The sequence below is a fragment of the Sphingopyxis selenitireducens genome, from assembly GCF_051550705.1.
Lineage (GTDB): Bacteria > Pseudomonadota > Alphaproteobacteria > Sphingomonadales > Sphingomonadaceae > Sphingopyxis.
On record NZ_JBPULG010000003.1, the window covers coordinates 374,839 to 399,394 of the forward strand.

Genomic DNA, 24,556 nt, shown 5'->3' on the forward strand with positions numbered 1-24,556 from the left:
CCTCCCAGCTGCCCGGTGTCGGACCGCCCAGAAAGAAAAGATCCAAAACCATGATGAAGCGCCAAGCTCTTGCGCCCCTCCTGTTCCTTTCGCTCGTACTCGCCGGTTGCTCCGGCGGTGATGACGCGCAAGGCGGCCCTCCGGCGCTGCCGGTGACGGTTGCCAAGCCGTTGGTGCGCGAAGTCACCGAATGGGATGATTATGTCGGCCGGTTCGAAGCGGTCGACAGCGTCGAGGTGCGGCCGCGCGCGTCAGGTTACCTTCAGCGCTCGCATTTCACCGACGGCCAATATGTCCGCGCCGGACAATTGCTGTTCACCATCGATGCGCGCCCGTCGCAGGCCGCGCTCGATCAGGCTCGCGCCCAGCTCGCGCGTTCGCAGGCGACGCTCGCCAATGCGCGCACCGAACTTGCGCGTTCCGAAACGCTCGCCAAGTCGCAGGCCGCAAGCCTGGAAGAGGTTGAGTCGCGCCGCGCCGCCGTTCGCACGGGGGAGGCCGATGTCGCCGCCGCCCGCGCTGCAATCCGCGGATCCGAACTCAATGTCGGCTTTACCCGTGTCACCGCGCCGATTTCCGGCCGTGTATCGCAGCGGCTGGTCGATCCGGGCAACTCGGTGACCGCCGACCAGACGGTGCTGACGACGATCGTTTCGACCAATCCGCTGCATTTCACCTTCCAGGGCTCGGAATCGAGTCTGCTCGACTATGAACGTCAGGGCGACGAGCTGGAGGGTTCGCCGGTCCGCATCCGCCTGCAGGGCGAAACCGACTATACGCGCACGGGCCGGATCGATTTCGTCGACAATGCGCTGAGCAGCGGGTCGGGAACGATCGCGGTGCGCGCGGTCGTGCAGAATCCGGACGGCAAACTTCGCCCGGGCCTGTTCGGCCAGCTCCAGCTTGCGGCATCGGCCGCGCGTCCTGCGATGATGTTGCCCGACACCGCGATCGTCACCGATGGCGCGCGCCGCGTCGTCTATGTGATCGGCAAGAAGGACGTCGTGCAGGTTCGGCCGGTTCAGCTCGGCCCCGTTGTCGGCGGTCTTCGCGTCATCCGTTCGGGAATCACCGCACAGGACCGCATCATCGTGAACGGTCTCCAGCGCGCGATGCCCGGCAAGCCTGCAAAGGTCGAGGCCGGCACGATTGCCGCCGACGGCAAGGTGCTGACGCCAAAGGGTGCCGCCCCCGCTGCCAAGCCCAAGGGTGACGCGAAGTGAATTTCAGTCGCTTTTTTGTCGATCGGCCGATTTTCGCGGCCGTCATCGCGATCTTCATCACGCTGATCGGCGCCTTTGCCTATCCGCAGCTTCCGCTCGCCCAATATCCGGACATTGCGCCGCCGACGATCAGCATCACGGCCGCCTATCCCGGCGCCTCGTCCGAAACGATCGCCGAAACGGTCGCCTCGACGCTGGAGCAGGAGATCAACGGCGTCGAGAATATGCTGTATCTGCAGTCGTCGTCGACGCAGGGCGCGGCGCAGATAACCGTTACTTTCCAGCCGGGAACCGACCTCGATGCCGCGCAGGTTCTCGTGCAGAATCGCGTCGCGCTGGCCGAACCCCGCTTGCCCGAACAGGTGCGCCAGATCGGCGTGCAGGTGAACAAGCAGGAGAGCGGCTTCCTGATGATCGTCGCGCTGACGTCGAGCGACCCTGCGGTCGATACCGACTATGTCGGCAATTACGCCAATTCGACGCTGCGTGACCGGCTGCTGCGCCTCGAAGGCGTGGGCGGCGTGCAGATTTTCGGCGGCGGCAATTATTCGATGCGCGTGTGGATCGACCCCGACAAGGCCGCGGCGCGCAACATGACGGCGCCCGAAATCGTCGCGGCGTTGCAAAGCCAGAATGTTCAGGTCGCCGGTGGTTCGGTGGGCGCGCCGCCTTATGGCAAGGGCAATCCGGCCTTTGAACTTCCCGTCGAAGTTCCCGGCCGCCTCGTCACGCCCGAACAATTTTCGAATGTCGTCATCAAGACCGACACCCAAAATGGCGCGATCACCCGTTTGAAGGATGTCGCGCGGGTCGAGCTCGGCAGCCAGGACTATGGTGTGCGCGGCGTGTTCGACGGCAAAGAGGGCGTCGGCATGGCTGTGATCCAGCAGCCCGGCGCGAACTCGCTGAACGCCGCGAATCTGGTGCTTCAGGAAATCGAGAAGGCATCGGAAGACTTCCCTCCGGGGCTTGAATATTCGATCCCGTTCAACCCGACCGAATATGTTCAGGCGTCGGTCACTGCGGTGCAGGAAACGCTGGTCGAGGCCATCTTCCTCGTCGTTCTCGTCGTCCTCGTCTTCCTTCAGACATGGCGCGCGGCGATCATTCCGATCGTGGCGATTCCCGTCGCGCTTGTCGGCACCTTCTTCGTGCAGCTTGCGCTCGGTTATTCGATCAATTCGCTGTCGCTGTTCGCGCTGGTGCTCGCGGTCGGGATCGTCGTCGATGACGCGATCGTCGTCGTCGAGGCAGTCGAAAAGCATATGCGCGAGGGGCTCAGCCCGCGCGAAGCCGCGCACCGGACGATGGGCGAAGTGTCGGGCGCGTTGATCGCGATCAGCCTCGTGCTCGTCGCGGTGTTCGTGCCGACCGCTTTCGTCCCCGGTATCCCCGGCATCTTCTATCAGCAGTTTGCGGTGACCATCGCGGCGGCGACGCTCTTCTCGTTGCTGACGTCGTTGACCTTGTCCCCGGCCATGGCGGCGCTGTTCCTGAAACCGCACGAAACCGGCCATCGCGAGGAACCGAAAAATCCGATTATGCGCTTTGGCCGCCGTGCGGCGGACAAGTTCAACACCGGCTTCGACAATCTGGCCGACCGTTATGGCCGCACCACGGCAACGCTGGTGCGCAAGACGGGCATGATGCTGATCATCTATGCGGTGCTGCTCGCCTTCACCGGCTGGCGTCTGACCGACACGCCGACGGGCTTTATTCCCGATCAGGATCAGGGCGTGCTGATCGGGGTCGTCCAGTTGCCGCCGGGCGCCTCGCTCGACCGGACCAGCGAAGTGCTGAAACGCGCGCAGCAGGTGGTGGCCGGCATCGAAGGCGTCGACAGCATTTCGACCTTTGCGGGCCTTGATGGATCGAGTTTCTCGACCGCATCGAATGCCGGCACGATGTTCATCCGTCTGACCGACTGGGGTGAGCGCGGGAAGGAACGGAGCGCCGTGGCGCTGTCGCAGCAACTGTCGGGTGCCATGGCGGGCGCGCTGCCCGAAGCCAATGCCTTCGTCATTGCACCGCCTGCGGTGCCGGGGCTTGGCACGGGTAACGGCTTTACGATGATGCTCCAGGCAACGGGTGGCGGCAGCTATCGCGAACTGGAACAGGTCACCGGTGCGATGATGGGCGCTGCCCAGCAGGAACCCGACGTGACGCAGGTCTTCTCGTTGTTCAACACCGGGAGCCCGCGCATTTTCGCCGACGTCGATCGTGACAAGGCGCTGATGCTGGGAGTCGATCCCAGCCAGGTCTATGCCGCACTCGGCACCTATCTGGCGTCGACCTATGTCAACGACTTCAACTTCCTCGGCCGCACCTTCCGTGTGACCGCGCAGGCGGAGCCGACGGCGCGCAGCAAGATCGAGGACGTCGCACGGTTGCAGGTCCGCTCGACCTCGGGCGAGATGGTGCCTTTGGGTTCGGTCGCAACCTTCCGCGACGATAGCGGACCGACGCGCGTTGTGCGTTACAACATGTTCCCCGCAGTCGAACTGCAGGGGGCCGCGGCGTCGGGCGTCTCCTCGGGTGCGGCACTGGTCGCGATGGAAGAACTGGCCGCCAATACGCTGCCGTCGGGCTTCACCTATGAGTGGACCGGTCTTGCGTATCAGGAAAAGGCGGCGGGCAGCGGAGCGGTGCTGATCTTCCTCCTCGCGGTGGTGTTCGTCTTCCTCGTGCTCGCGGCGCAATATGAATCGCTGCCGCTGCCGCTCGCGGTGATCCTGATCGTGCCAATGTGTATTTTGGCGGCGATGATCGGGGTCAACTTGCGCGGGATGGACAATAATATCCTGGTGCAGGTCGGTCTGGTGGTGCTCATCGCGCTGGCGGCGAAGAATGCAATCCTGATCGTCGAATTCGCCAAGCAGGCCGAGGAGCAGGACGGGATGAACGTGCTCGACGCGGCGGTCCATGCCGCCCGGTCGCGCCTTCGTCCGATCCTGATGACCAGCTTCGCCTTCATCTTCGGCGTTCTCCCGCTCGCGATCGCGAGCGGGCCGGGACAGGAAATGCGGCAGGCGCTGGGAACATCGGTGACGTTCGGGATGCTCGGCGTGACCGTCTTCGGCCTGATCTTCACGCCCGTCTTCTATGTCGTGTGCCGAGGTCTGGGCGACCGGATCGCGCGCAAGGGCGGGAAAAAAACAAAGAATGCGGACGAAACGCCGCTGGAGGCTCCATAATGACCCGCACATTGTTGCTCACCGCCGTTGGCGCGCTCGCGCTGACCGGCTGTACGGTCGGCCCGGCCTATGTGTCGCCGACCCCTGCGGCGCCGTCACAGGCTCCGTTCCTCGAAACCGGCCAGTCGCCCGCCTTCACCGGCGAGCAGCCGCCGGGCGAATGGTGGAGCCTGTTCGCCGATCCGACGCTCGACGCGCTGGTCGAACAGGCGCTGGTCGCCAATACCGACCTGCGTGTCGCGGCGGCGAATCTTGCGCAAGCGCGAGCGGTGCTGAATGAATCGCGGGCCGGGCGCTTGCCGTCGACGGGCATCACCGCCGGCGGCACCTATGCGCGCCAGCCAAGCCCGCTCGGAACGGGTTCGGTCGAGGGCGAAAGCTACAATGTCGGGCTCGACGTGGGTTATCAGGTCGACCTGTTCGGCCGGGTCGGCAGCGCGATCCGCGCGGCCCGTGCCGATGCCGACGCGGTGCAGGCGGCGTTCGACCTGACGCGCATCACCGTCGCGGCCGAAACGACGCGCGCCTATGCCGATGTCTGTTCGTTCAACCGCCAGATTACGGTGGCCGAAGAGACGCTGCGGATTCAGGAGCGCACCTTCGACCTGACGCGCCGTCTCTATGAGGGCGGCCGTGCGACCCGGCTCGAAACGGGGCAGGCGGGGGCGCTGCTCGAACAGACACGCGCGACGATCCCGACGCTCACCGCCCAGCGCGCGGCGGCGCTCTACCGCCTCGCGGTGCTCACCGGGAAACCCCCGGCAGAAGCGCCGCAAGTGGTGCTGCAATGCCAGACGGCGCCCGAACTGGACCGTCCGGTCCCCGTCGGCGACGGCGGATCGTTGCTCGCGCGGCGTCCCGATATTCGCCGCGCCGAACGCCAGCTCGCTGCCGCTGCGGCGCGGGTCAATGTCGCGACTGCCGACCTCTACCCCAGCATCAGCTTTGGCGGGTCGATCGGATCGGCAGCCGACTCGATCTCAGGGCTCGGCAAGTCGGACGGCTTCCGTTTCTCGATCGGGCCGCTGATTTCGTGGAACTTCCCCAATATGGCGGTCGCCCGCGCGCGGCTGGGTCAGGCAGAGGCAGGCGCCGACGCGGCACTCGCGACCTTCGACGGCACATGGCTGGGGGCGCTAGAGGAAACCGAAAGCGCGCTCGCGCGCTATGCGGGCGAACTCGACCGGCTGGCGGCGCTGCGCCGCGCGGCGGACGAAGCAGGCGAGGCGGCGCGCATCGCCCGCCTGCGCTATGAAGCGGGGCGCGAGAATTTCCAGGTCGTACTCGACGCCGAACGCACCCTCGCGGGCATCCAGGCAAGCATCGCCCAGTCGGAGCAGCAGCGCGGAACCTATCTGGTGTCGCTGTTCCTCGCCCTTGGCGGCGGCTGGCAGGAAGCGCCCGCCGCGGGCTGAGCGGTTATTTCAGACGTAGCGGCAGGCCCGCAGCGACGAAGCTGACTTCACTCGCCGCGGCCGCCACCGCCTGATTGACGCGCCCCGCCTCGTCGCGAAAGCGGCGGGCGAGGGCATTGTCGGGGACGATGCCCAGCCCGACCTCGTTGCTGACGAGGATCACCGGCCCCTGCGCATCGCGCATCGCGGCAATCAGATCGTCGGTCGCGCCCCCTATATCTCGCCCGGCGTGCATCAAATTCGATACCCACAAAGTCAGGCAGTCGATCAGCAGCAGCCTGTCCGGCGCCGCATGCGCGCGGATCGCATCGCCCAGCGCGAGCGGCGCCTCGATCGTATCCCAGCGCGGCCCGCGATCGGCGCGGTGGCGGTCGATCCGCTCGGCCATCTCTTCGTCATACGCCTCGCCCGTGGCGATAAAGATCAGATCGCCGTCAAAGGCTTCGGCGAGCGACTGCGCATGACGGCTCTTGCCCGAACGAGCGCCGCCAAGGATCAGATGCGTCGTCACTGGCCCGCCCCCTGCGCAATATCGAGCATCCGGTCGATATTCGCATGCCGTTCCAGCTCGTCCGCAATGTCGTCGAGCGCGGCATCGACCGCCGCGCCATAATCCGCCCCGCTGGCCGTCTGCCCGAAACGTTCGAGCAGCGCACGCCGCATATCGGCGCTCGCGAACAGCCCGTGCAAATAGCTGCCCATCACCCGCCCGTCGCCGCTGATCGCGCCTTCGCCGCGCCCGCCAATCGCCGCGAACGGTCGCGTGGTGTCGGGCCCCGAAGTTTCGCCCATATGCATCTCATACCCCTCCACCGCCGCGTCAAGCGCCGTGCCCCGTACATGGCGCAGCGTCTTCGCCGGCGACAGGCTTGTAGCCACGTCGAGCAGCCCGAGCCCGTCGGCCATCGTTGTCGCTCCTTCGATTCCATCCGGGTCGGCGACGCTGCGCCCCAGCATCTGATATCCGCCGCACAGCCCGAGGACCAACCCGCCGCGCCGATGATGCGCACGGATATCGATGTCCCATCCTTCGCGGCGCAGGGCCGCCAGATCGGCGATCGTCGCCTTTGATCCGGGCAGGATAATCAGCGCGGCATCGGCCGGAAGCGGCTGACCCGGCGGCACCATCACCAGCCGGACCGCAGGCTCCAGCTTCAGCGGATCGAGGTCGTCAAAGTTCGAAATGCGCGGCAGGATCGGGCAGGCAATGGTTACCCGCCCGTCTTCGGCCTTGGCATGGTGCTCGAGGATCACCGCATCCTCGCTCGGCAGATGCTTCGCGGCGGTCAGCCACGGGATGACGCCGAAACCCTCCCACCCAGCGCGCCGTTCGATCTCGCGATAGCCATCCTCGAACAGGGCCGGATCGCCGCGGAATTTGTTGATCAGGAATCCGCGGATCATCGCCGCATCATCGGCGTCGATCACCGCGCGGGTGCCGACGACCGAAGCGATCACCCCGCCGCGGTCGATATCGCCGATCAGGATGACGGGGACATTCGCGGCTCGCGCAAAGCCCATATTGGCGATATCGCCCGCGCGCAGGTTGATTTCGGCGGGCGACCCCGCGCCCTCGACGACGACAATGTCGCATGCTGCGCGCAGGCGGTCATAGCTTTGCATCACCTCGGCGATCAGCGTACCGCGCGCTTCGCGGAAATTGCCCGAACCCAGCGTGCCGCGCACCTTGCCATGGACGATCAGCTGCGATGTGCGGTCGGCCTGCGGTTTCAGCAGCACGGGGTTCATGTCGCTATGCGCCTCGACGCGGCACGCGATCGCTTGCAACGCCTGCGCGCGCCCGATTTCGCCCCCGTCGCTGGTGACTGCGGCGTTGTTCGACATATTCTGCGGCTTGAAAGGGCGCACGGTCAGGTCGCGATTGGCGAGCGCGCGGCACAGCCCGGCGACGAGCACCGACTTACCGACGTCGGACCCGGTGCCCTGCAGCATCAGCGCAGCCATATCACGCCTCCTGCGATCAGCCACAGCAACAGGCAGGCGCCCAGATAGATGCGCAGCGCGCGGTCGATATCGTCGGCATCGGCCTGCGCGCGGCCATCGCCGATCCATGGCTTGTCGTGCATCGCGCCGTCATAGGCGATCGGGCCTGCGAGGCGAACGCCCAAAGCGCCGGCCATCGCGGCTTCGGGCCAGCCGGCGTTGGGCGATGCATGTTTGCGCGCGTCACGCCACAGCGTCCGCCATCCGCCGCGCCCCGCGAGGCAGATCAGCAGGCCCGACAGCCGCGCGGGAAGCAGGTTCGCAGCATCGTCGATCCGTGCCGCTGCCCAGCCGAAGGCGCGCCAGCGTTCCTCGCGGTGTCCGATCAGGCTGTCGGCGGTGTTGATCGCCTTATACGCCCACACGCCGGGAAGCCCGAGCAGGAGCAGCCAGAACAAGGGTGCGGCAATCCCGTCGCAAAAGCTTTCGGCAAGGCTTTCGATCGCGGCACGCGCGACCCCGGCTTCGTCCAATGCGGCGGTATCGCGCCCGACGATCGCGCCGACGGCGGTGCGCGCAGCGGCAAGGTCGCCGCTATCGAGTGCCTGACCGACGACGCGTACATGGTCATAGAGGCTGCGCTGGGCGAGGGCTGGCCAGGCGAGCATCGCGACGAACAGCCAGCCATAGGGAAGGGTGACGAGCCACGACTGGATCGCCCAGCCACCGCCCGCGACCAGCAGGATGAGCAGGGCTATCGTCAAAATACCCCGCGCGCGGCGGGCCGCAAAGCTGGCTTGGGGCCGGTTCCATCGCGCTTCGCATCCATCGATGATGCGGGCGAACAGCCCGACCGGATGGCCGATTCGGCGATAGATCGACTGCGGCCAGCCGAACGCCGCGTCGATGGCCAGCGCGGCCAGCGCGATGGGTTCAGCCATGGGCGAGTGCTGTCGCGAGACGCGCCGCTGCATCCTCGTCCGAGGGCAGGCCGATACGCAGCCATTGCGGCTGGTCGGCAAAGGGGCGGGTGAGGATCGCGGCCTTCGCCAGATGATCGAACAGCGACCCGGCGTCGTCGACCTCGATCAGGCGAAACAGAGGGCATTCGCCGATGGAGCGATGGCCCGCGCCCGTCAGGATCGCGTCGAGCGCAGCGGCTTGCTCGGGCAGGCGGCGGCGAGCCCCGGCGATCCACGCCGCATCCTGATAAGCCGCGGTCCCGATCGCCACCGCGGCGGCCGACAGCGGCCAGGCGCCGAGCAGGTGGCGCAGCGGATCGAGGATCGAGGGCGGGCCAAGGACGAAGCCGAGCCGAACCCCGGCGAGGCCGAAGAATTTCCCGAACGAGCGAAAAATGACCAGATTGCGCGCGTCGCTGACCAGTCCCGCGAGGCTGATCGTCGGATCGGGGTCGGCAAAGGCTTCGTCGACAAGCAGCCAGCTTTCGGACGAGCGCCGGTCGAGCAGGTCGTGCAGCAGCTCGGGCTCGATCAGGCGGCCGTCGGGGTTGTTGGGATTGGCAAGGATCAGCGTGCCGTCATGATGTTCGGTGGCCACCGGGTCGATCGCGGCCGCATCGGCGATCATCTCGCCATGGGTGCGATAGCTGGGGGCGATATAGCGTGCCTCGCCGCCGACCAGCGAACCCGTCAGGCGCAGGCCGATCTCGGTGCCCGGAACCGCGCAGACATATTCCGGAGCGACGCCAAAGAACAGGGCTGCAATTTCTTCCAAATGGCGAAGCGCGTCCGTGTCGGGCAGGCGCTGCCAGTCGATCGCGGTATCGTCGGTCACAGGCCAGGGATCGGGGTTGATCCCTGTCGACAGGTCGATCCAGTCGGTGCCGCCGAAATGGCGCTTTGCGGCGTCGAGCCCGCCGCCGTGCCAGGTCCATGATCCGGTCATGCCAGATGGATCGCGATCAGTGCGGCTGCCAGCAGCATGCTTTCGCTGACTTCAATCCCCGCGCCATGGCCGTCGCCCGAAATGCCGCCGATCTTGCGCTTCAGCCACCCACCCCAGCCGGCCAGAATGAGCGGGGCCGCGAGCAGCGAAGGCGATGCAAAGGCCGCGGCGATCAGCGCGGCGGTCCAGATCCCAAAGTCGATCGGACGCACGATCCCGCGAAAACGCGACCCCAGCCCCGAATGCAGGTCGGGAAGCCAGCGCGACCAGAGCAGCGGCCCGATCCGCGCGGCAAAGGGAATCAGCGCGATCGCGGCAAAGGCCTGCGCCGCAATGAGTGCATGGAGGAGTATCAGCTTGGCGATCAATTGCAGCGCGATCGTGACGACCGCAAAGCTGCCGACATGCGGGTCGGACATCGCCGCCAGCATGCGTTCGCGATCCTTGTGCGCCGCGCCGCTCGCATCGGCGATGTCGCCCAATCCGTCGAGGTGCAGCGCGCCGGTGACCGCCACCCACAGCAGCAGTGCCATGAGAGCGCCGGTCCACGCGTCGAGATGCGCCCCCGCCCAGCCGCCCGCCGCGACGATGGCGCCGACGATCAGGCCGACGGCGGGGAACCAGCGCATCGACGCCGCGAATTCGGCACCCGAAACGGCCAGGCGCGGCGTCGGCAGCCGGGTCAGGAACTGGATCGCGACGACCAGGCCTTTCATTGCAGCCCTTTCATCCGGCGAGGCCGATAATTTGCGCGCTGGGCTTTTCACTGGGCCAGACCTGAAGCGTCAGCCGCGCGGCATAGGGCAGGTCGAACGCCCATATCTGGCGTTGGTCGAAGCCGCAGAACGCGTGCAGCGCCGCGCGCATGGCGCCACCGTGGGTGACGACCAGCGTGGTTTGCGGCGCCAGCTCGGTGATCGCCGCCGACACGCGGCCGACGAGCGCCGACCAGCGTTCGCCGCCGGGCGGGGGGTTGGCGTCGGGATCGTCCCAAAAGGCGCCGAGCGTATCAGGATCGATCTCGGCGCTGGCCTTGCCGTCCCATTCGCCGAAATCAAGCTCGCGCCAGCGCGGATCGATGGTCAGCGGCCGGCCAAGCGCATCGCCGATCGCCGCGCCTGCCCTCTGCGCGCGCTGGAGGTCGGAGGTGATGAGCCGTTCGATGCGAAGGTCGCTCGTCTGCGCGACGCAGGCCGCGATCCCGGCGGGGGTCGGTGCGCCATCGGTGCGGCCCATCATCAACCCTGGCTGTTCGAGCGCCCCGTGGCGCAGCAGGTGGAGCGCAAAGCCGCTCACAGCGACGCCGAAACCTGGGCTTCGGCAAAGGTCGCCATCTGGTCGTGCGCGGCGAGTGCGGCCCGGATGACGCCGGTCGCCACCGCCGCGCCGCTGCCTTCGCCGAGCCGCATGCCCAGCGCGAGAAGCGGCGACAGGCCCAGCTTTTCCAGCAGTCCGGCGTGGCCGGGTTCGGCCGAGCAATGACCCGCGATGCAATGATCGGTGATCGCGACATTGTCGGCGGCGAGCGGCGCGACGGCAGAGCAGCTGATGAAGCCGTCGAGGACCACTGGCACGCCCAGCTGCCGGGCGCGGACCACCGCACCCGCGATCGCGGCAATCTCACGCCCCCCGACGCGTCGGAGCGTTTCGAATGCAGAATATGGTGCATCGGCGTGGAAGGCGATCGCGCGCGCGACGACCTCGGTCTTGCGCGCAATCCCGTCGCGGTCGACTCCGGTGCCGGGTCCAACCCATGGCGCCGCGCCGCCGCCGAAGCTGCGCGCGCAGAGCGCGGCGGCGGCGGTCGAATTGCCGATCCCCATTTCGCCCACGGCCAGCAGGTCAAGATTATCGACGACCGCGTCGGCTCCGGCGTTGAGCGCATCAAGGCATTCGCTTTCGCTCATCGCCGGTGCGACCGTAAAATCGGCGGTCGGGCGATCGAGGTCGAGCGCGACGATCTTCAGCTCCATGCCGGCGGCGCCCGCCAGCGCGTTGATCGCCGCGCCGCCGGCTTCGAAATTGCCGACCATCTGCGCGGTAACGCTGGCGGGAAAGGCGCTGACGCCGTGGATGGTCACGCCATGATTGCCCGCAAAAATGGCGGCGCGCGCGCTTGCGATGCGCGGCCGCGCCTTGCCCTGCCAGCCTGCAAAGAAGATCGCGATATCCTCCAGCCGTCCCAGCGATCCGGCGGGCTTGGTCAACATCGCTTGCCGCTCACGCGCGGCGTCCTCGGCCTGACGATCGCGCGCGCGCAAATCGGCGAGGGCGGCTTCAAATGCGGCGGCGGAAGCAAAAATCGTCATTCGGCGACAAATCCCGGAGGTGGTGTGCGGGTGATGAAATGGCCTTTGACAGCTTCGGGCCATTGCGAAAAGGGCACGCGGCCATGCTCGCTCGCCGCATAATGGACCGCATAGTCGAGAATGGCGCGCGCGTCGTCGTCATTGCCGTCGAAACGCCCCAAAACATAGCCGACCTTGTCGGGCGCGCGCAGATGGATGGTGCAAAAATCCTGACATGCGAACAGGCAGGCCATTTCCTGCACCGCGACCCCGGCGTAGCGCGGGTCGCTCGCCTTGACGCGCCGCAGGGCGGCGGCGAGGCGCGCGCCGCCGCGAACGCCGTTCGCATCATCGCGTGCCTCTTTGCTATAGCGGCAGGTGTTGCACGCCACCACCGCCGGACCGGGATCGACCGGGGTCAGCATGTCATGCGGCGGCCGTCGCCGGGCGCGGCGGCGTGGGAACGCCGACCGCGACCAGCGCGCGATAGAGGGCGTAAAGCCCGATCAGGATCGCACCGTTGCGCAGGAATTGCTCGACCAGCAGATCGGGTGCCATCGCGGTATGGAGCCCGCCAAGGACGAGCGCCCACAGCAGGATGATCCCCTTGAACGCGGTGAAGCCCGCCGCATATGCGGTCGCCATTCGCGCCGCCACCGACTTATAGTCGAGCGCGCGAAGCACTGCATAGCCCGCGAGCGCCGATCCGACCGCTGCGGTGCCAAGCCCCGCGCCCCAGCCAAGCGTGCTGCCGTCGCGCGGGTAGCCGAGCAGGAGAAACCCCACCGCCTGACTTGCCGCCCATGCGAGCAGAATCAGCGCGATGCCGTCGCGGCGGCGCATATGCACCGCCGCGAGCGCCGCAAGCGCGGGGAAGGGGGTCGCGCAGGCGAGCGCCAGCGTCGTCACGGTGCTCGCCGCGGTCAGCAGCGATACCCACAGCGCTGACGCACCCCGGTTCGACAGCGCGGCCATCAGAAGCGGCCCCGAATGCCGGCATAGATGCTGCGGCCGAGCGAGCCATAGCGATATGTCGTCATATATTCCTCGTCGAAGATATTTTCGGCGCGGGCGAAGAATTTGACGCTGTCGGACAGCGCATATTCGGCGCGGAGGTCGACCAGCGTATAATCGTCGAGCCGGATCGCATTGGTCGCATTGTCGAAGCTCTTCCCTGACCAGCGCACCGCTGCGCCGAGGCCGAGGCCGAAGTCGAAATCATAGCTGGCCGAAGCATTGGCGGTGTCGCGCGGCCGGCGCGGCAGCCATTTGCCGAAGTTGGCGCCGGGCGAGCGATCCTCGGACACGACCCAGCTATAATTGCCGTCGAGCTTGAAACCGCCGAGGGTGAGCGCGGCGGCGGCCTCGATCCCGTGCGCAGCGCTGCGCGCGACGTTCGAATAATATCCGCCGCGACGGGTCGTCGGGTCGCCGGGGACGAAGCACATCGGATTGGTCGTGCCCGATGCGCAATTGTTATAGATGATCTGGTTCGTCGTCTTACGATCGAACCAGGTTGCTCCGACGACCAGTTTGCGATCGAAAAGATGCTGCTCGATGCCCGCTTCCCAGCCGTGCGCCTCTTCGGGGTCAAGTGCGACATTCCCATATTCGCTAAACTGCTGAAACAGCGAAGGAGCCTTGAACCCCTCGCCATAGCTCGCGCGCAGTACCGTTCCCGTCGCCAGCTTCCAAACCCCGCCCGCCGCGAACAAAGTCTGGCCGCCAAAACGGTCATGGTCATCATAGCGCACGCCGCCATTAAGCGTCATCCCGTCGATCGGCTCGACGCTGAGCTGGCCATAGACGCTAGTGATTTCGGCCTTGCCGACCGCGAAGGACGGCAAGGGGGTCGCGAGCGAGGCCGCAGGCGAGCGGCTCTTGAAGTCCGATCGTTCATTCTCGGCCCCGAAGGTCGCCGAGATGCTGTCGCTAACCGCGAAGCTGCCCTGATATTCCCAGCGCTTGTTGCGCCCTTCGGCGTCAAAGCTTTGCGGCCGCGCGCGGGTCGGGTTGAAATTGTCGCGGTTGGTGTCGGTATAGGCGTAAGCGAAGCGATTGCGGAAACGTCCGTCGGCGAGGGCGATATTGAGCCCCGCATAGCCGACGAATTCCTTGTTTAGTCCATAATCGGCGCTGTCGGCGTTGAATCCGTCAAATTCGACCCGTCCGCTCGCATAATAGCCGCGCACCTCGGCGCTGATATTTTGTGCGAGTTCCAGTTCGACGCGGCCCGATACGTTGCGGTTGCGATAGCCGTCGCGTTCCTTGCCGCCGAACGACGCCGCATGCGACGAAATGCCGTCGGTGGTGAAGGTCTGGCCGCCGAGGCGCCAGCTCAAGGGACCGGTGCGGCCGCCGACCGCGGCGCGCGCGCTGACCGTGTCGCGCGATCCGGCTTCAATGTCGAAACTGCCTTCGATCGACTTTTGTGGCGTCGCCGTCACGATATTGACGACGCCGCCGATCGCCTGGCTGCCCCACAGGATCGACTGCGGTCCGCGCAGCACTTCGATCCGGTCAATGTCGCCGACGAGCAAGTTGGTGAAATTGAAACCGCCGCTGGTCGACGACGGATCGTTGAGCTTCACTCCGTCGATCACCACAACGGTGTGGTCGGACTCGGCGCCGCGGATTCGCAGCGAAGTCGAGGTGCCATAACCGCCATTGCGGGCAAAGCTGATCCCCGGCGTGCGCAGCAGCAATTCGGTGACGCCAATATCCTGCGACCGGTCGATCGCGGCCTTGTCGAGCGCGGTGATCGACGCGGGAATTTCGTCGAGCGTCAGCGGCGCACGGGTGGCGGTGACGATGATGCTGTCGCCGTCAGCCGCGACGGCATGGGCCGTCGGCACTTGCTGGGCGAAGGACGTGGACGATGCCGCAACGGCGGCAAAGGAGACGGAAAGAAGGCAAATTGACTTGAACATAACAACCCCATCGACAGGGCGTTGTGCACGCGCGGGGGCGATGCGGGTGCCGAAAGGGCGCACGACATCGGCCCGCGTGAACACGCGGCCAGACTTGTCGTCGCTCGGGTTTACCCCCGTCCGCCCGGCACACCCTGTCCGCGCGAAAGACGACGGCGACGGGCAGGTCTCCTGGCTTGCGGGTCGACGCCGGTTCGGACCGCCTTCTCAGAACCTGTTGGTTCCAATGGCATATGGCCCGATGACTCACCGCTCACAGTTGCAGGGGCAGCCGGGGTTTTGTCCCCGTTCCCTTTCAATCCCCTTTCGGGGAACCTGTCGCTGGCGGCGCGTTACATCGAATGATCGGCATCGGTCAATTGCTGCATTGCAATAAGATTTTGGCGTCCGATCAGGCGGCCTTCATCCAGACGACCAAGGCAAAGCGCGCGTCGGTCGTCGCAAGGGTGCGATGCGGGGTAAAGCGATCGAGGAACAAGGCGCTTCCCGCCGGGCATTCAGGCTGGATGCGCGGCAGACCGGCGATCCGCTCTTCGGGGATTTCATAGCCATGGTCGGTTTGTTCGGCCATCGGCATGGCGCGGCGCCCGGGGATGATTTCCAGCCCGCCGCGCTCGGGTCCCGCGTCGCTCAGCGGAATCCACGCCGTGACCCACACTTTGCCGCATGCGGTCCCGTCGTCGCGCGCGACGTCCGAGTGCCAGGCGTGGCGATGCTCGGGAAAGCTCGCGATGCTCGCGCGAACGCGGACCACCGTTCCCGACAGGCTGCGGCCGCCGAGGCGGGTGGCGGCCTCGATCAATCGCGGATCATTGGCGATGTCCTGCAAGCGCGGGCCGCGATGCGCGTCGGTACAGATGCCGACGCGCAGCAGATTGGCCTGGCTGCGATCGGTTTCGAAAATGCGGTCGAGCCGGGTCGCAAGCGGCGCCTCGGGGCAGCTGCGCTCGAAGGGCAGATACATCGCGCACGACAGCCGGTTGATATGCTCGGCAATATCGGCCTGCGCTGCCAAGATCAGTTCGGGATCGAACAGGGGCAGGGCGGCATAGCCCTGTTCGGCGTAAAGCGCTTCGGGGCTCAAGGCCGTGCGCGCCCGAAAGTGGTGACGGTGGGCCAGTCGCCGCCGCTTTCGACGCGTGCATCGATGCCATAAACGGTGCGGAGCAATTCGGGGGTCAGCACCTCGTGCGGGGTGCCGTCGGCGACGATCCGTCCGTCGTCGATCAGCAGCAATCGGTCGCAATAGCGCGCCGCCATCGTCAGGTCGTGGAGCACCGCGATCACCAGCGCCCCCGCATCGGCCTCGGCGCGCATCAAGTCCATCACGTCGATCTGGTGGCCGGGGTCGAGGCTGGCGAGCGGTTCGTCGGCGATCAGCCCGGGGGCTTCGACCGCCAGCGCGCGCGCAAACAGCACACGGGCGCGCTCGCCCCCTGACAATTCGGTCGCGATGCGCGTGCGCAGCCCTTGGACATCGGCGCGGATCATTGCGCGCTCGATCGCCGCAGCGTCGGCGTCCGAAATCTTCGACATCGGCGCAAGATGCGGCAGGCGGCCGAGCCCGACGAGGCGCTCTACGGTCAGCGGCCAGTGCAAAGTCTGCCCCTGCGGCAGATAGGCGATGCGCCGCGCAAGATCGGCGCGCGGCATCGCGGCGACCGCGTCGCCGTCGATCGATATGCGACCGGTCGCGGGGACGAGCGCGAGCATCGCGCGCGCCAGTGTCGACTTGCCCGCGCCATTGGGGCCGACGATGCCGGTTAGCGTGCCGGGCGTGAAGGCGGCATCGACGCCCTGCACGACGCTGCGACGGCCGAGCTGGACGCCGACATTTTCGAGGGTCAGCATTACCACAGCCTTTTCTCCCGCATCAGATGGATCAGGAAGACGGGAACCCCGAGGAAGGCGGTGACGACGCCGAGTTTCAGCTCGTTCGTCGTCGGGATGATCCGCACGCCCAGATCGGCGATTGTGAGCAGTGCTGCACCGCCGATCGCCGAGGGCAGGAGGATCGCAGAGGGACTGCGGTCGGTGAGCGGGCGGATGAGGTGCGGGACGATCAGCCCGATGAAGCCGATCGACCCCGACACCGCGACCGCGCCGCCGACCCCGATCGCGGTGCCGATCAGCAGGCGCAGACGCGTGGCGCGAAGGTTGACCCCCATCGCCTGCGCGGCATCTTCCCCCAAGGTCAGCGCATCGAGCGCGCGGGCATTCCACAGCAACAGCGCACTTCCGAAGGCGATGCAGGGCAGCGCGATCCAGAAATGCTGGAAGGACCGGTTTTCGAGGCTGCCGAGCAGCCAGGTCATAATCTCCATCGCCGCAAAGGGGTTGGGCGACATGTTGAGCGCGAGGCTGGTTCCCGCGACCGCGAGCGTGCCGACCGCGATCCCGGCGAGGATCAGGGTTAGCGGGCTTTCGGACCGTCCCGAGAGTGCGAAGAGCAAGGCGAGCGACAACAGCGCGCCGCCGATCGCAAGCACCGGCAACATCGCCGGATGCAATTCGGCGACCCCGAAATAAATCGCGCCGACAGCGCCGAGCGCCGCCGCGTTCGACGTGCCGAGCACCGACGGTTCGGCGAGCGGGTTGCGGAGGTAGCCCTGCAGGCCCGCGCCAGCAAGACCGAGCATCGCGCCGACGACAAGCGCGAGCAGGGTACGCGGCAGGCGCAGGTCGAAAAGGATGATCGTCGCGACCTCATCGCCGCTGCCCGTCGCGGCGGCGATCAACCGCGCGACCGACAGGTCGACGGCGCCGAACAGCAGCGATGCGATCGCGGCGATCAGCGTCAGCGCCGCGAGCAGCGCGATCAGCGTCCAGCGGGGTGGGGCAAAGCGCGTCATGATGCAGTCCTGTCGATACGGGCGATCTGGGCCGCGATGCTCCGCGCGGCCTGCGTGTAGGCGGGGCTGCCGCAAACGGTCCACGCCTGCGGCACGCTGATACGCGGGATGTCCTTGAGTGCGGGATGGTGCAGCATTTCGCTCCCCTGGTCGGTGACGTCGTCGGTCGCGCTTTCAACAATCAGGAAATCGGGCCGCGCCGCGACCATTTCCTCGAGGCTGAGCTGCGACAGCGGCGGTTTACCGAGTTTGCCCGCCAGATTGACGAGGCCGGCCCGCGTCATCAGTTCGTCGATTAGCGTGCCCGTTCCGGTCATATAGCCGCGCCGCTGATAATAGGCTGCGATCCGGCCGCGCCCGGGGACGGGAAGTCCGGCAAGTTCGCGCTCCATCCGCGCGACGAGCGCTTCGCCGCGCGCGGGGTGGCCGACCGCGTGCGCCGTTCGGCGGATCGAGGCATAAATCTGGTCGAGCCGGTCGGCGGTTTCGAGGTCGAGCAAGGGATAAGTTTTGCGCGGCAGGGCGGCGAGCGCGGCGCTACGGCTCGCGGGCATGCCGACGATGAGGTCGGGCTCGATCGCCAATATCTGTTCGGCGGAATCGCTCATCAACAACAGCCCGCGCGCCGCTGCCGCTTCGCCTGACATCTGCGGGTCGGCGGCATTGTGCGTCAGCCCGGAGATCTGCCGCCGATCGGCGAGGGCGAGCACGAGCTGGTCAGCGCACAGGTTGATCGACACGATGCGTTCCGGAACCGCCGGTGCCTTGGCCGACGGTTGCGAGGTGGCGGCCCATAATGCCCCCGCGCCGCCCAGCAGCAGCGTCGCCGCCAGCAGGCCGGCGCGCATCGTCAAAATTCTATCCCCGCCTGCGCTTTGACATTTTGCTCGCGGAACGGATGCTTGACCTGCGTCATTTCGGTGACGAGGTCAGCGGCGTCGATCAGCGACTGCGGTGCATTGCGGCCGGTGATGATGACATGCGTCATTTCGGGTTTGACGGCGAGCGCTTCCAGCACCTCTTCGGTCGGCAGATAGTCGTAACGCAGCACGATGTTCAGCTCGTCGGCGATGACCATCTGGTATGACGGATCGGCGATCATCCGCTTGACCTCGTCCCATGCGGTACGCGCGACGGCAATATCGCGCGCGCGGTCCTGCGTGTCCCAGGTAAAGCCTTCGCCCATCGGCTTGAACTCGATCAGCTCGGGGAAGCGGTCGAACACGGCCTTTTCGCCGGTCTCCATCGCGCCTTTCACAAATTGCACGACGCCGACCTTCATCCCGTGACCGATCCCGCGCACCGCCATGCCGAGCGCGGCCGAGGTCTTGCCCTTGCCGGGGCCCGTGTGGACGATGATCAGACCTTTTTCGATCGTCTTGGTCGCGACCTTCTTGGCCTGTGCGGCCTGAATTTTTTTCATCTTCGCATTATGTTCGGCGTCGGTACGCGTCTTCATGCGATGTCTCCCGTCCGTGCGGGGCGGCCCGGCGCAAAGGCCGGGACGCCGCGATGCATCAGAAGTTCAGGCGGACGCCGCCATAAGCGGCGCGGCCGGCTGCGACGAAGCTGAAGACTTCCTCATAATCTTCGGCCAGCAGATTCTCGACCCGGCCAAAGAGCGAGAAATTGTCCGAGATCTTATATTCGGCACCCAGGTTGACGAGGACATAGTCCCTCATCGCTACCGTCACCGGCGCATAGGTCGGATCGGTATAGGCGGTGTCGGTCGTCCGGCCGTTGTAACGGATGGTCAGCGTGCCCGCGAAGCGCTGGTCGGCGCTCGACACCGTCGTGTTGAGGCTGGCGATATGCTTGGGACGACGCACTTCAGCGACGCCATTTTCTTTGGACTTGAGCCAGGTATAGGCGAGGTCGAAGCGGAGCTGGGGGATGGGCTGGGCGCTGGCGAACGCCTCGATCCCGTGCTGCTTGCTGTCGGTGGTGCGGTTCGCCGGGGTCGCGACATAATTGGGCGCCGGATAGTCGGTGAAAATCTCGTCGGTCAGCTTCGCATCGAAATAGGTCGCGCCGATCGTCGCCCAGTCATTGGCGCCAACGCTTTGCTCGATTCCGGCTTCCCAGCCCTTCGACTGTTCCGGGTTCAGGTTCGGATTGCCGATATATTTGCCGTCCATATAGCCATAGAGTTCGAAAAAGCCCGGGTTCTTAACCCCGGTGCCATAGGCGGCACGGACGCGGGTGCCGGTCGGCAGGCGATAGCTGCCCTGAACGCGCCAGGTCGTCGCATCGTCGAAACGGTTATTGTCGTCGTGGCGGATCGACGCGCCGAACGACAGATCGCCCGCGGTCAGCTCATATTGGCCGACGAGGCCCAGATTGTCGGCCTGCTTTTCACCCTGAAAAGCACCGGGGGTCAGCGTCCGGAACGTCTCGCGCTCAACATCGACCGCACCGGTCAGTCGGTGCGCGATCGCATCGGTGCCGAAGCTGAAGCTCGAGGTGAAGCTGCCCTTGTAGCGCCGTCCCTTATTGCCATAATCGAAGCCGAAAGGGCTGTAGCCCTTGCGCGTCGTGTCGGCGAATTGTCCCGACAGCGTGTTGATCCAGCGCCCGTCGAGCGCGCTAAATTGCGCCGAGAGCAGGCCGTAGAAACCCTCGCTGGTATAATAGACCCCGGGGCTGTCGACGGTGTAGCCGAACAGCGGGCTGGCGGTATTAAATTCGCTGTTGTTCGTGTCGGCGTTGATATGATTATAGCGCAGGACGGCAGAGAGCTTGAAGGCCTCGCTCGGCGACCAGTTCAGCTTGGCGCTGGCGCCGATGCTGTCGGATCCGACATCGCGGCTGCCGCCGCGTGCGGTGGCATAGCCGTCGGTGCCATAATAGGTACCGGTGACGGCATAATCGAAATTCCCGCTCGCTCCGGCGGCGCGTGCGGCGCCGCTGATCGTGCCGAAGGATCCGCCTTCGATCCGCGCGCTATATCCGGGGGCCTCGCGGCCCGACAGGGTGATATAATTGATCACCCCGCCGATCGCGTCCGAACCATAAAGCGACGATTGCTGACCGCGCAGCACTTCGATGCGCGCGGCGGGGTCGGCGGCCATCGTCGCGAAATCAAATTCGCCCTGATAGGGATCGGCGGCTTCAATGCCGTCGGTCAGGACGAGGACATGGTTGCTCTCGCTGCCGCGTATGCGAACCTGCGTCTGGCCGCCGATCGCGCCGATGCGGGTGATCGCGACGCCGGGGACGTCGCGCAGGACGTCCGAAATGATACGCGTCTGGCGTTGCAACAGCGCGTTGGTGTCGATCACCGTCGCCGAGGCGCCGAGTTCGCTTGCGCGCACGCCTTCGCCCGATCGCGAGGCGGTGACGATGATCTCGTCGCCGGGCCTGGCCGCGTTCGTGCTGTCGGCCGACTGGGCAAAGGCGGGTGTCGCCGCAGTCAGTGCGAGCAAGGAAATGGTGGTCGTCAATTTCAACATGGGAGTCCCCCACACGCCGGCAACGAGGGCGGGAGCCTGTCGATGCACCGGGGGCGATCGACCAGTGCACGGGCTGCGGGCGGGCGCAATGCGCCCACGTCCCCTGCACCGAAGCGGCTCCAGCCGCTTGGTCGTCGCTCGACGGAATACTCCGTGCCGTGGCCTTTCCCTGGGCCCAGGCATTGAGCGACCCACGCCGGCAGGTCTCCTGGCTCGCGGGTCAGGGCTTGATGCACGCCTTCCCAGGTTGCCCCAGTGGCTGTCCCTGACCGTAAAGGCCGGGACGGTGCATCGCGCTCACCGCTTACAGTTGCAGGGACAGCCGCGGAATCGAGGGCTCTCCATTGGATAGCCTTCTCACCGCGTTCCCATATTAAGCCCTTCCGGGCACCGGCGCGATCATGTGGGGGCCGAAACCCTCACGCCGCCGCCCATAGCGCAGCGGCGCATTTGCGCAAGCCCCCGGCCGTTATAGGGCCGGGGGGAGGCGGGGGCGATCAGAGCGCCGAACCGCCCAGCTTGTACGTCAGCTGCATGAAGACGCTGCGGCCGATGCTGTCGAACCAGCTGGTGTTGTAGTAGGGATAGCCCGACCAGGTCGGATCCTTCACCGGATTGGTATCGAACAGATTCCGGATCGTGAGCGACCCGCGCATATGATCGGTGAAATCATATTGCAGCGAAGCGTTGAACAAGGTGCTCGCCTTGATAAAGGCATCCTCGTCATAATTGGGCAGCTTGCCAAGGCGGGTGCCCGATACGGTCAGTTGCAGGCCGTCGGCCGCCCAGCTGATGCTGGCGTTCGACTTATCGCGCGGGAGATAGAAGCCGCTGTCGGCCGCCAGCTTATTCTCGACCGGATCGCCCGTATATTGCAGATAGCTGTGCTTGAGTACGTGGCTGTGCGCGAGTGACAGGGTGAAATCGCCGATGCCGGTGGGCAGCGTGCCGCGGAAAGCGACGTCGATGCCGCTGGTCTTTTCGCGCGCGACGTTGATCGGGTTGATCGCGATCGAGTCGATCTGATTCACCAGCGCCCCGCTGGCGAAACGCTTAACGCGGGCGAGCGCCGCCACACAAGTCGGGGAGGTCGGGTCGAGCGTTATATTTCCATCGCGGTCGGGTCGGCAATCGGCCTCGTCGCGGACGAGGTCGCCCGCGCGCAGGTCGTTGACCTGATTGTCGAGCGACACGCGGAAATAATCGACCGACAGGCTGATCCGGTTGGTCGGCGAAAAGACAAAGCCTGCGGTCAACGTCTTGCCGGTTTCCGCCTTCAGGTCGCGGTTGCCGCTGCGCTGCGCGACGATATCGACGTCATAGGCGTCGCAGTCGCTGAGGCCTGCGGCGGGGTCGTCCTGACGACAGGCATAATAATCGATGACGCTGCTTTCGACATTGCCCGGACCCGTGAACAGGTAGTGGAGGTCGGGTGCGCGGAATGCGGTGCCATAGGCAGCGCGGAACAAGAGGCTGTCGGCAGGCCGTACTTCGAGGCCTCCATTATAGGTGAATTTCCCGACTTTGCGTCCGGCATAGCCGAAACGGTCGTAACGACCGGCGCCGGTCACGGTCACGAAATCGAGAACGGGAACGCGCACCTCGCCGCCAATCGCGCCGTGGCTGCGTTTGCCCGAGCCGTCGCTGTCTTTCCAGCTGTAATAATAGTCCGTGAGCGCGAGCGGATCGGGGCGGAGATCATAGCCCTGCTTGCCATATTCGGCGACCAGCGCGATCCCGACCGGACCGGCGGGCAGGGTGAACAATTCGCCGTTGGTCAGCGTCGCCTGTGCGTTGCTGGTCCAACTATAAGGGCGATAAACGGTATCGGCCGAGATGCTTTCATATTCGGCGCGCGTCAGCTGCCGATAGAGATTCTCCGGATTGGCGTTGAAGGCCGGATAACCCCGATCGCCGGTGCCGTCCTGTTCGCCGAGGAAAAAGGCCTTCGCCTTGCTGTTGATGATCTGCGGCCAGCGCACGACCGACTGGTAACGGCTGTAGTTGAACGACGCTTCGTAATTCCAGGCATTGCCGAAATTGCCGCGGATGCCGGGCGTGATGCTGTATGTCGTCTGCTTGCTGCGCTGCATCTCGAACCCGCCGGTTTCTTCCGGCGTGAACTGGCGTCCCCAATCCTCGATCTGGTCGGTGAATCGGTTGAAGAAATAATTGTCGGCGCTGCTCGACGATTGTTCGAAGGCCCAGCTTGTGACGTCGTACATCAGACGAACCTTGCTGATTCCCAACTGGCCATCGACGAACAGCTTGGCATTGTCCGACAGCTCGAACGAGGCGGTGGCGAAGCTGTTGAAGCCCTTGCGGCCCGAAATGATCGTCCCGTAAGCTACCGATTCCTTGCTACCGCAGTAATCGCCATAGCCCGGCCGGTTGAACAGCCTGACCGACCCGTTGTTGAGGTTCGACAGCGCTTCGCACGTCCCGTCTTCGGGGGTGATATAGTCATCATAAAAGTCGGCGCGATAAAATGTCCGTCGTGCGGCCCTGCTCGATGCTACCGGGCTGTCATCGGTGCTGTCCTGAATGTTGCGCTGAAAGCCCCACAGTGGCCGCTGATCGAGATATTCGACGCCGCCGATGATGTTGAAGCGACCCGACGACCACCCGCCGGTCGCGGTGACGCGGTGCGACATGCCGCCGCCATGCTCGGTACGGCCGTGACGATAGTCGAGCGTGATGCCGTCGAGCTTTTCCTTCATCTTGAAATTGACGACGCCTGCGATCGCGTCGGAACCATAGATGGCCGATGCGGCGCCGCTCAGGATTTCAACCTTCTCGATCAGGCTGACCGGGATGTTGGAAATGTCGGTGAAGTTGCTGCGGCCGATATAGGGCAGCGGGAAATCGGCGATGCGGCGGCCGTTGATCAGCACCAGCGTGTGATTGGGGCCAAGGCCGCGCAGATCGACTTGCTGGGCGCCGGGGGTGAAGTCGGAACTGCTGCCCGATTGCGGGCTTTGCGTTTCGCCGCTGTTCTGGGTCATCGCCGCCAGCAGTTCGGGAACGCTGGTATAGCCATTGGCGCGGATCGTGTCGGCGTCGATCGTGGTGACGGGCGAAGGGCCCTGGTCGCGAATCGTGGGGATGCGCGACCCTGTGACGATGATTTCATCGCTTGCCGCCGCGTCGCTCGCCGCGTCCTGCGCCCAGACCGGCGCGACCATGGCCGGCAGGCAGACGCCCAATCCCAGCACGATGCGCAACGAATGTTGACCCAGACCCTTCATGACATGCCCCTTTTGCTCTTTGCGGCGCGACTCAAGCCGCGCCCACACAATCCCGTTTCATCCCGCCTTCACCAGAAAGCGCCGATAATTTCAATCAATATG

At 65.7% G+C, this 24,556-nt stretch carries 20 protein-coding genes and 2 riboswitches; of the genes, 3 read left to right on the forward strand and 17 right to left on the reverse strand.

Annotation, left to right across the window (positions count from 1 at the left end):
- Nucleotides 1-50: 50 nt before the first annotated feature.
- From ACSYDV_RS11790 to ACSYDV_RS11800, 3 genes are read left to right on the forward strand one after another with little or no spacing between them, the layout of a single operon-like run.
- Entirely contained in the window at nt 51-1,223 is a 1,173-nt protein-coding gene (locus ACSYDV_RS11790) for an efflux RND transporter periplasmic adaptor subunit (protein ID WP_438324008.1), read from the forward strand.
- The gene (locus ACSYDV_RS11795) at nt 1,220-4,417 is read left to right on the forward strand and encodes an efflux RND transporter permease subunit (protein WP_438324009.1); all 3,198 of its coding nucleotides are present in this window, start codon (nt 1,220-1,222) and stop codon (nt 4,415-4,417) included. The genes ACSYDV_RS11790 and ACSYDV_RS11795 overlap by 4 nt, the downstream gene beginning before the upstream one ends.
- A complete protein-coding gene (locus tag ACSYDV_RS11800; RefSeq protein ID WP_438324010.1) occupies nt 4,417-5,832 on the forward strand; it encodes an efflux transporter outer membrane subunit in 1,416 nt (471 codons plus the stop codon). Before ACSYDV_RS11795 ends, ACSYDV_RS11800 begins: the two co-directional genes overlap by 1 nt.
- A gap of 4 nt (nt 5,833-5,836) precedes the next feature.
- Here ACSYDV_RS11800 and cobU read toward each other — a convergent pair whose 3' ends face one another.
- The 17 genes from cobU to ACSYDV_RS11885 form a co-directional block, all read right to left on the reverse strand.
- Nucleotides 5,837-6,343, reverse strand: coding sequence for a bifunctional adenosylcobinamide kinase/adenosylcobinamide-phosphate guanylyltransferase (gene cobU / locus ACSYDV_RS11805; protein WP_438324011.1), 507 nt, complete (start codon nt 6,341-6,343; stop codon nt 5,837-5,839).
- Nucleotides 6,340-7,797: a cobyric acid synthase gene (locus ACSYDV_RS11810; RefSeq protein ID WP_438324012.1), complete on the reverse strand. Its 1,458-nt coding sequence runs from the start codon at nt 7,795-7,797 to the stop codon at nt 6,340-6,342. Before ACSYDV_RS11810 ends, cobU begins: the two co-directional genes overlap by 4 nt.
- The gene (cbiB, locus tag ACSYDV_RS11815; protein ID WP_438324013.1) at nt 7,785-8,717 is read right to left on the reverse strand and encodes an adenosylcobinamide-phosphate synthase CbiB; all 933 of its coding nucleotides are present in this window, start codon (nt 8,715-8,717) and stop codon (nt 7,785-7,787) included. The genes ACSYDV_RS11810 and cbiB overlap by 13 nt, the downstream gene beginning before the upstream one ends.
- Nucleotides 8,710-9,684 (reverse strand): threonine-phosphate decarboxylase, encoded by a 975-nt coding sequence (locus ACSYDV_RS11820; protein WP_438324014.1) that lies wholly within the window; start codon nt 9,682-9,684, stop codon nt 8,710-8,712. Before ACSYDV_RS11820 ends, cbiB begins: the two co-directional genes overlap by 8 nt.
- Entirely contained in the window at nt 9,681-10,400 is a 720-nt protein-coding gene (locus ACSYDV_RS11825) for an adenosylcobinamide-GDP ribazoletransferase (RefSeq protein ID WP_438324015.1), read from the reverse strand. Before ACSYDV_RS11825 ends, ACSYDV_RS11820 begins: the two co-directional genes overlap by 4 nt.
- A 10-nt stretch (nt 10,401-10,410) precedes the next feature.
- Entirely contained in the window at nt 10,411-10,980 is a 570-nt protein-coding gene (locus tag ACSYDV_RS11830) for a histidine phosphatase family protein (RefSeq protein WP_438324016.1), read from the reverse strand.
- Nucleotides 10,977-11,993 carry a nicotinate-nucleotide--dimethylbenzimidazole phosphoribosyltransferase gene (gene cobT / locus ACSYDV_RS11835; protein WP_438324017.1) on the reverse strand — a complete coding sequence of 339 codons (1,017 nt, stop codon included), beginning with the start codon at nt 11,991-11,993 and terminating at the stop codon, nt 10,977-10,979. Before cobT ends, ACSYDV_RS11830 begins: the two co-directional genes overlap by 4 nt.
- Complete coding sequence (locus ACSYDV_RS11840; protein ID WP_438324018.1) at nt 11,990-12,397, reverse strand: DUF1636 domain-containing protein; 408 nt, start codon at nt 12,395-12,397, stop codon at nt 11,990-11,992. Before ACSYDV_RS11840 ends, cobT begins: the two co-directional genes overlap by 4 nt.
- Nucleotide 12,398: 1 nt before the next feature.
- Nucleotides 12,399-12,947: a hypothetical protein gene (locus tag ACSYDV_RS11845; RefSeq protein ID WP_438324019.1), complete on the reverse strand. Its 549-nt coding sequence runs from the start codon at nt 12,945-12,947 to the stop codon at nt 12,399-12,401.
- Entirely contained in the window at nt 12,947-14,902 is a 1,956-nt protein-coding gene (locus tag ACSYDV_RS11850) for a TonB-dependent receptor plug domain-containing protein (protein ID WP_438324020.1), read from the reverse strand. The genes ACSYDV_RS11845 and ACSYDV_RS11850 overlap by 1 nt, the downstream gene beginning before the upstream one ends.
- Nucleotides 14,903-15,046: 144 nt before the next feature.
- Nucleotides 15,047-15,236: riboswitch (cobalamin riboswitch) on the reverse strand.
- A gap of 57 nt (nt 15,237-15,293) precedes the next feature.
- Nucleotides 15,294-15,986 carry a phytanoyl-CoA dioxygenase family protein gene (locus ACSYDV_RS11855; protein WP_438324021.1) on the reverse strand — a complete coding sequence of 231 codons (693 nt, stop codon included), beginning with the start codon at nt 15,984-15,986 and terminating at the stop codon, nt 15,294-15,296.
- Nucleotides 15,983-16,759 carry an ABC transporter ATP-binding protein gene (locus tag ACSYDV_RS11860; RefSeq protein ID WP_438324022.1) on the reverse strand — a complete coding sequence of 259 codons (777 nt, stop codon included), beginning with the start codon at nt 16,757-16,759 and terminating at the stop codon, nt 15,983-15,985. Before ACSYDV_RS11860 ends, ACSYDV_RS11855 begins: the two co-directional genes overlap by 4 nt.
- Nucleotides 16,753-17,754, reverse strand: coding sequence for a FecCD family ABC transporter permease (locus ACSYDV_RS11865; protein ID WP_438324023.1), 1,002 nt, complete (start codon nt 17,752-17,754; stop codon nt 16,753-16,755). Before ACSYDV_RS11865 ends, ACSYDV_RS11860 begins: the two co-directional genes overlap by 7 nt.
- Nucleotides 17,751-18,602 (reverse strand): ABC transporter substrate-binding protein, encoded by an 852-nt coding sequence (locus ACSYDV_RS11870; RefSeq protein WP_438324288.1) that lies wholly within the window; start codon nt 18,600-18,602, stop codon nt 17,751-17,753. Before ACSYDV_RS11870 ends, ACSYDV_RS11865 begins: the two co-directional genes overlap by 4 nt.
- A gap of 2 nt (nt 18,603-18,604) precedes the next feature.
- Nucleotides 18,605-19,213, reverse strand: a complete 609-nt coding sequence (cobO, locus tag ACSYDV_RS11875; protein WP_438324024.1) for a cob(I)yrinic acid a,c-diamide adenosyltransferase — start codon at nt 19,211-19,213, stop codon at nt 18,605-18,607.
- 58 nt (nt 19,214-19,271) lie between these two features.
- The gene (locus ACSYDV_RS11880; protein WP_438324025.1) at nt 19,272-21,206 is read right to left on the reverse strand and encodes a TonB-dependent receptor plug domain-containing protein; all 1,935 of its coding nucleotides are present in this window, start codon (nt 21,204-21,206) and stop codon (nt 19,272-19,274) included.
- Nucleotides 21,207-21,387: 181 nt separating this feature from the next.
- Nucleotides 21,388-21,615, reverse strand: a riboswitch (cobalamin riboswitch).
- Between the two features lie 88 nt (nt 21,616-21,703).
- A complete protein-coding gene (locus tag ACSYDV_RS11885) occupies nt 21,704-24,454 on the reverse strand; it encodes a TonB-dependent receptor plug domain-containing protein (protein WP_438324026.1) in 2,751 nt (916 codons plus the stop codon).
- Nucleotides 24,455-24,556: the final 102 nt, after the last annotated feature.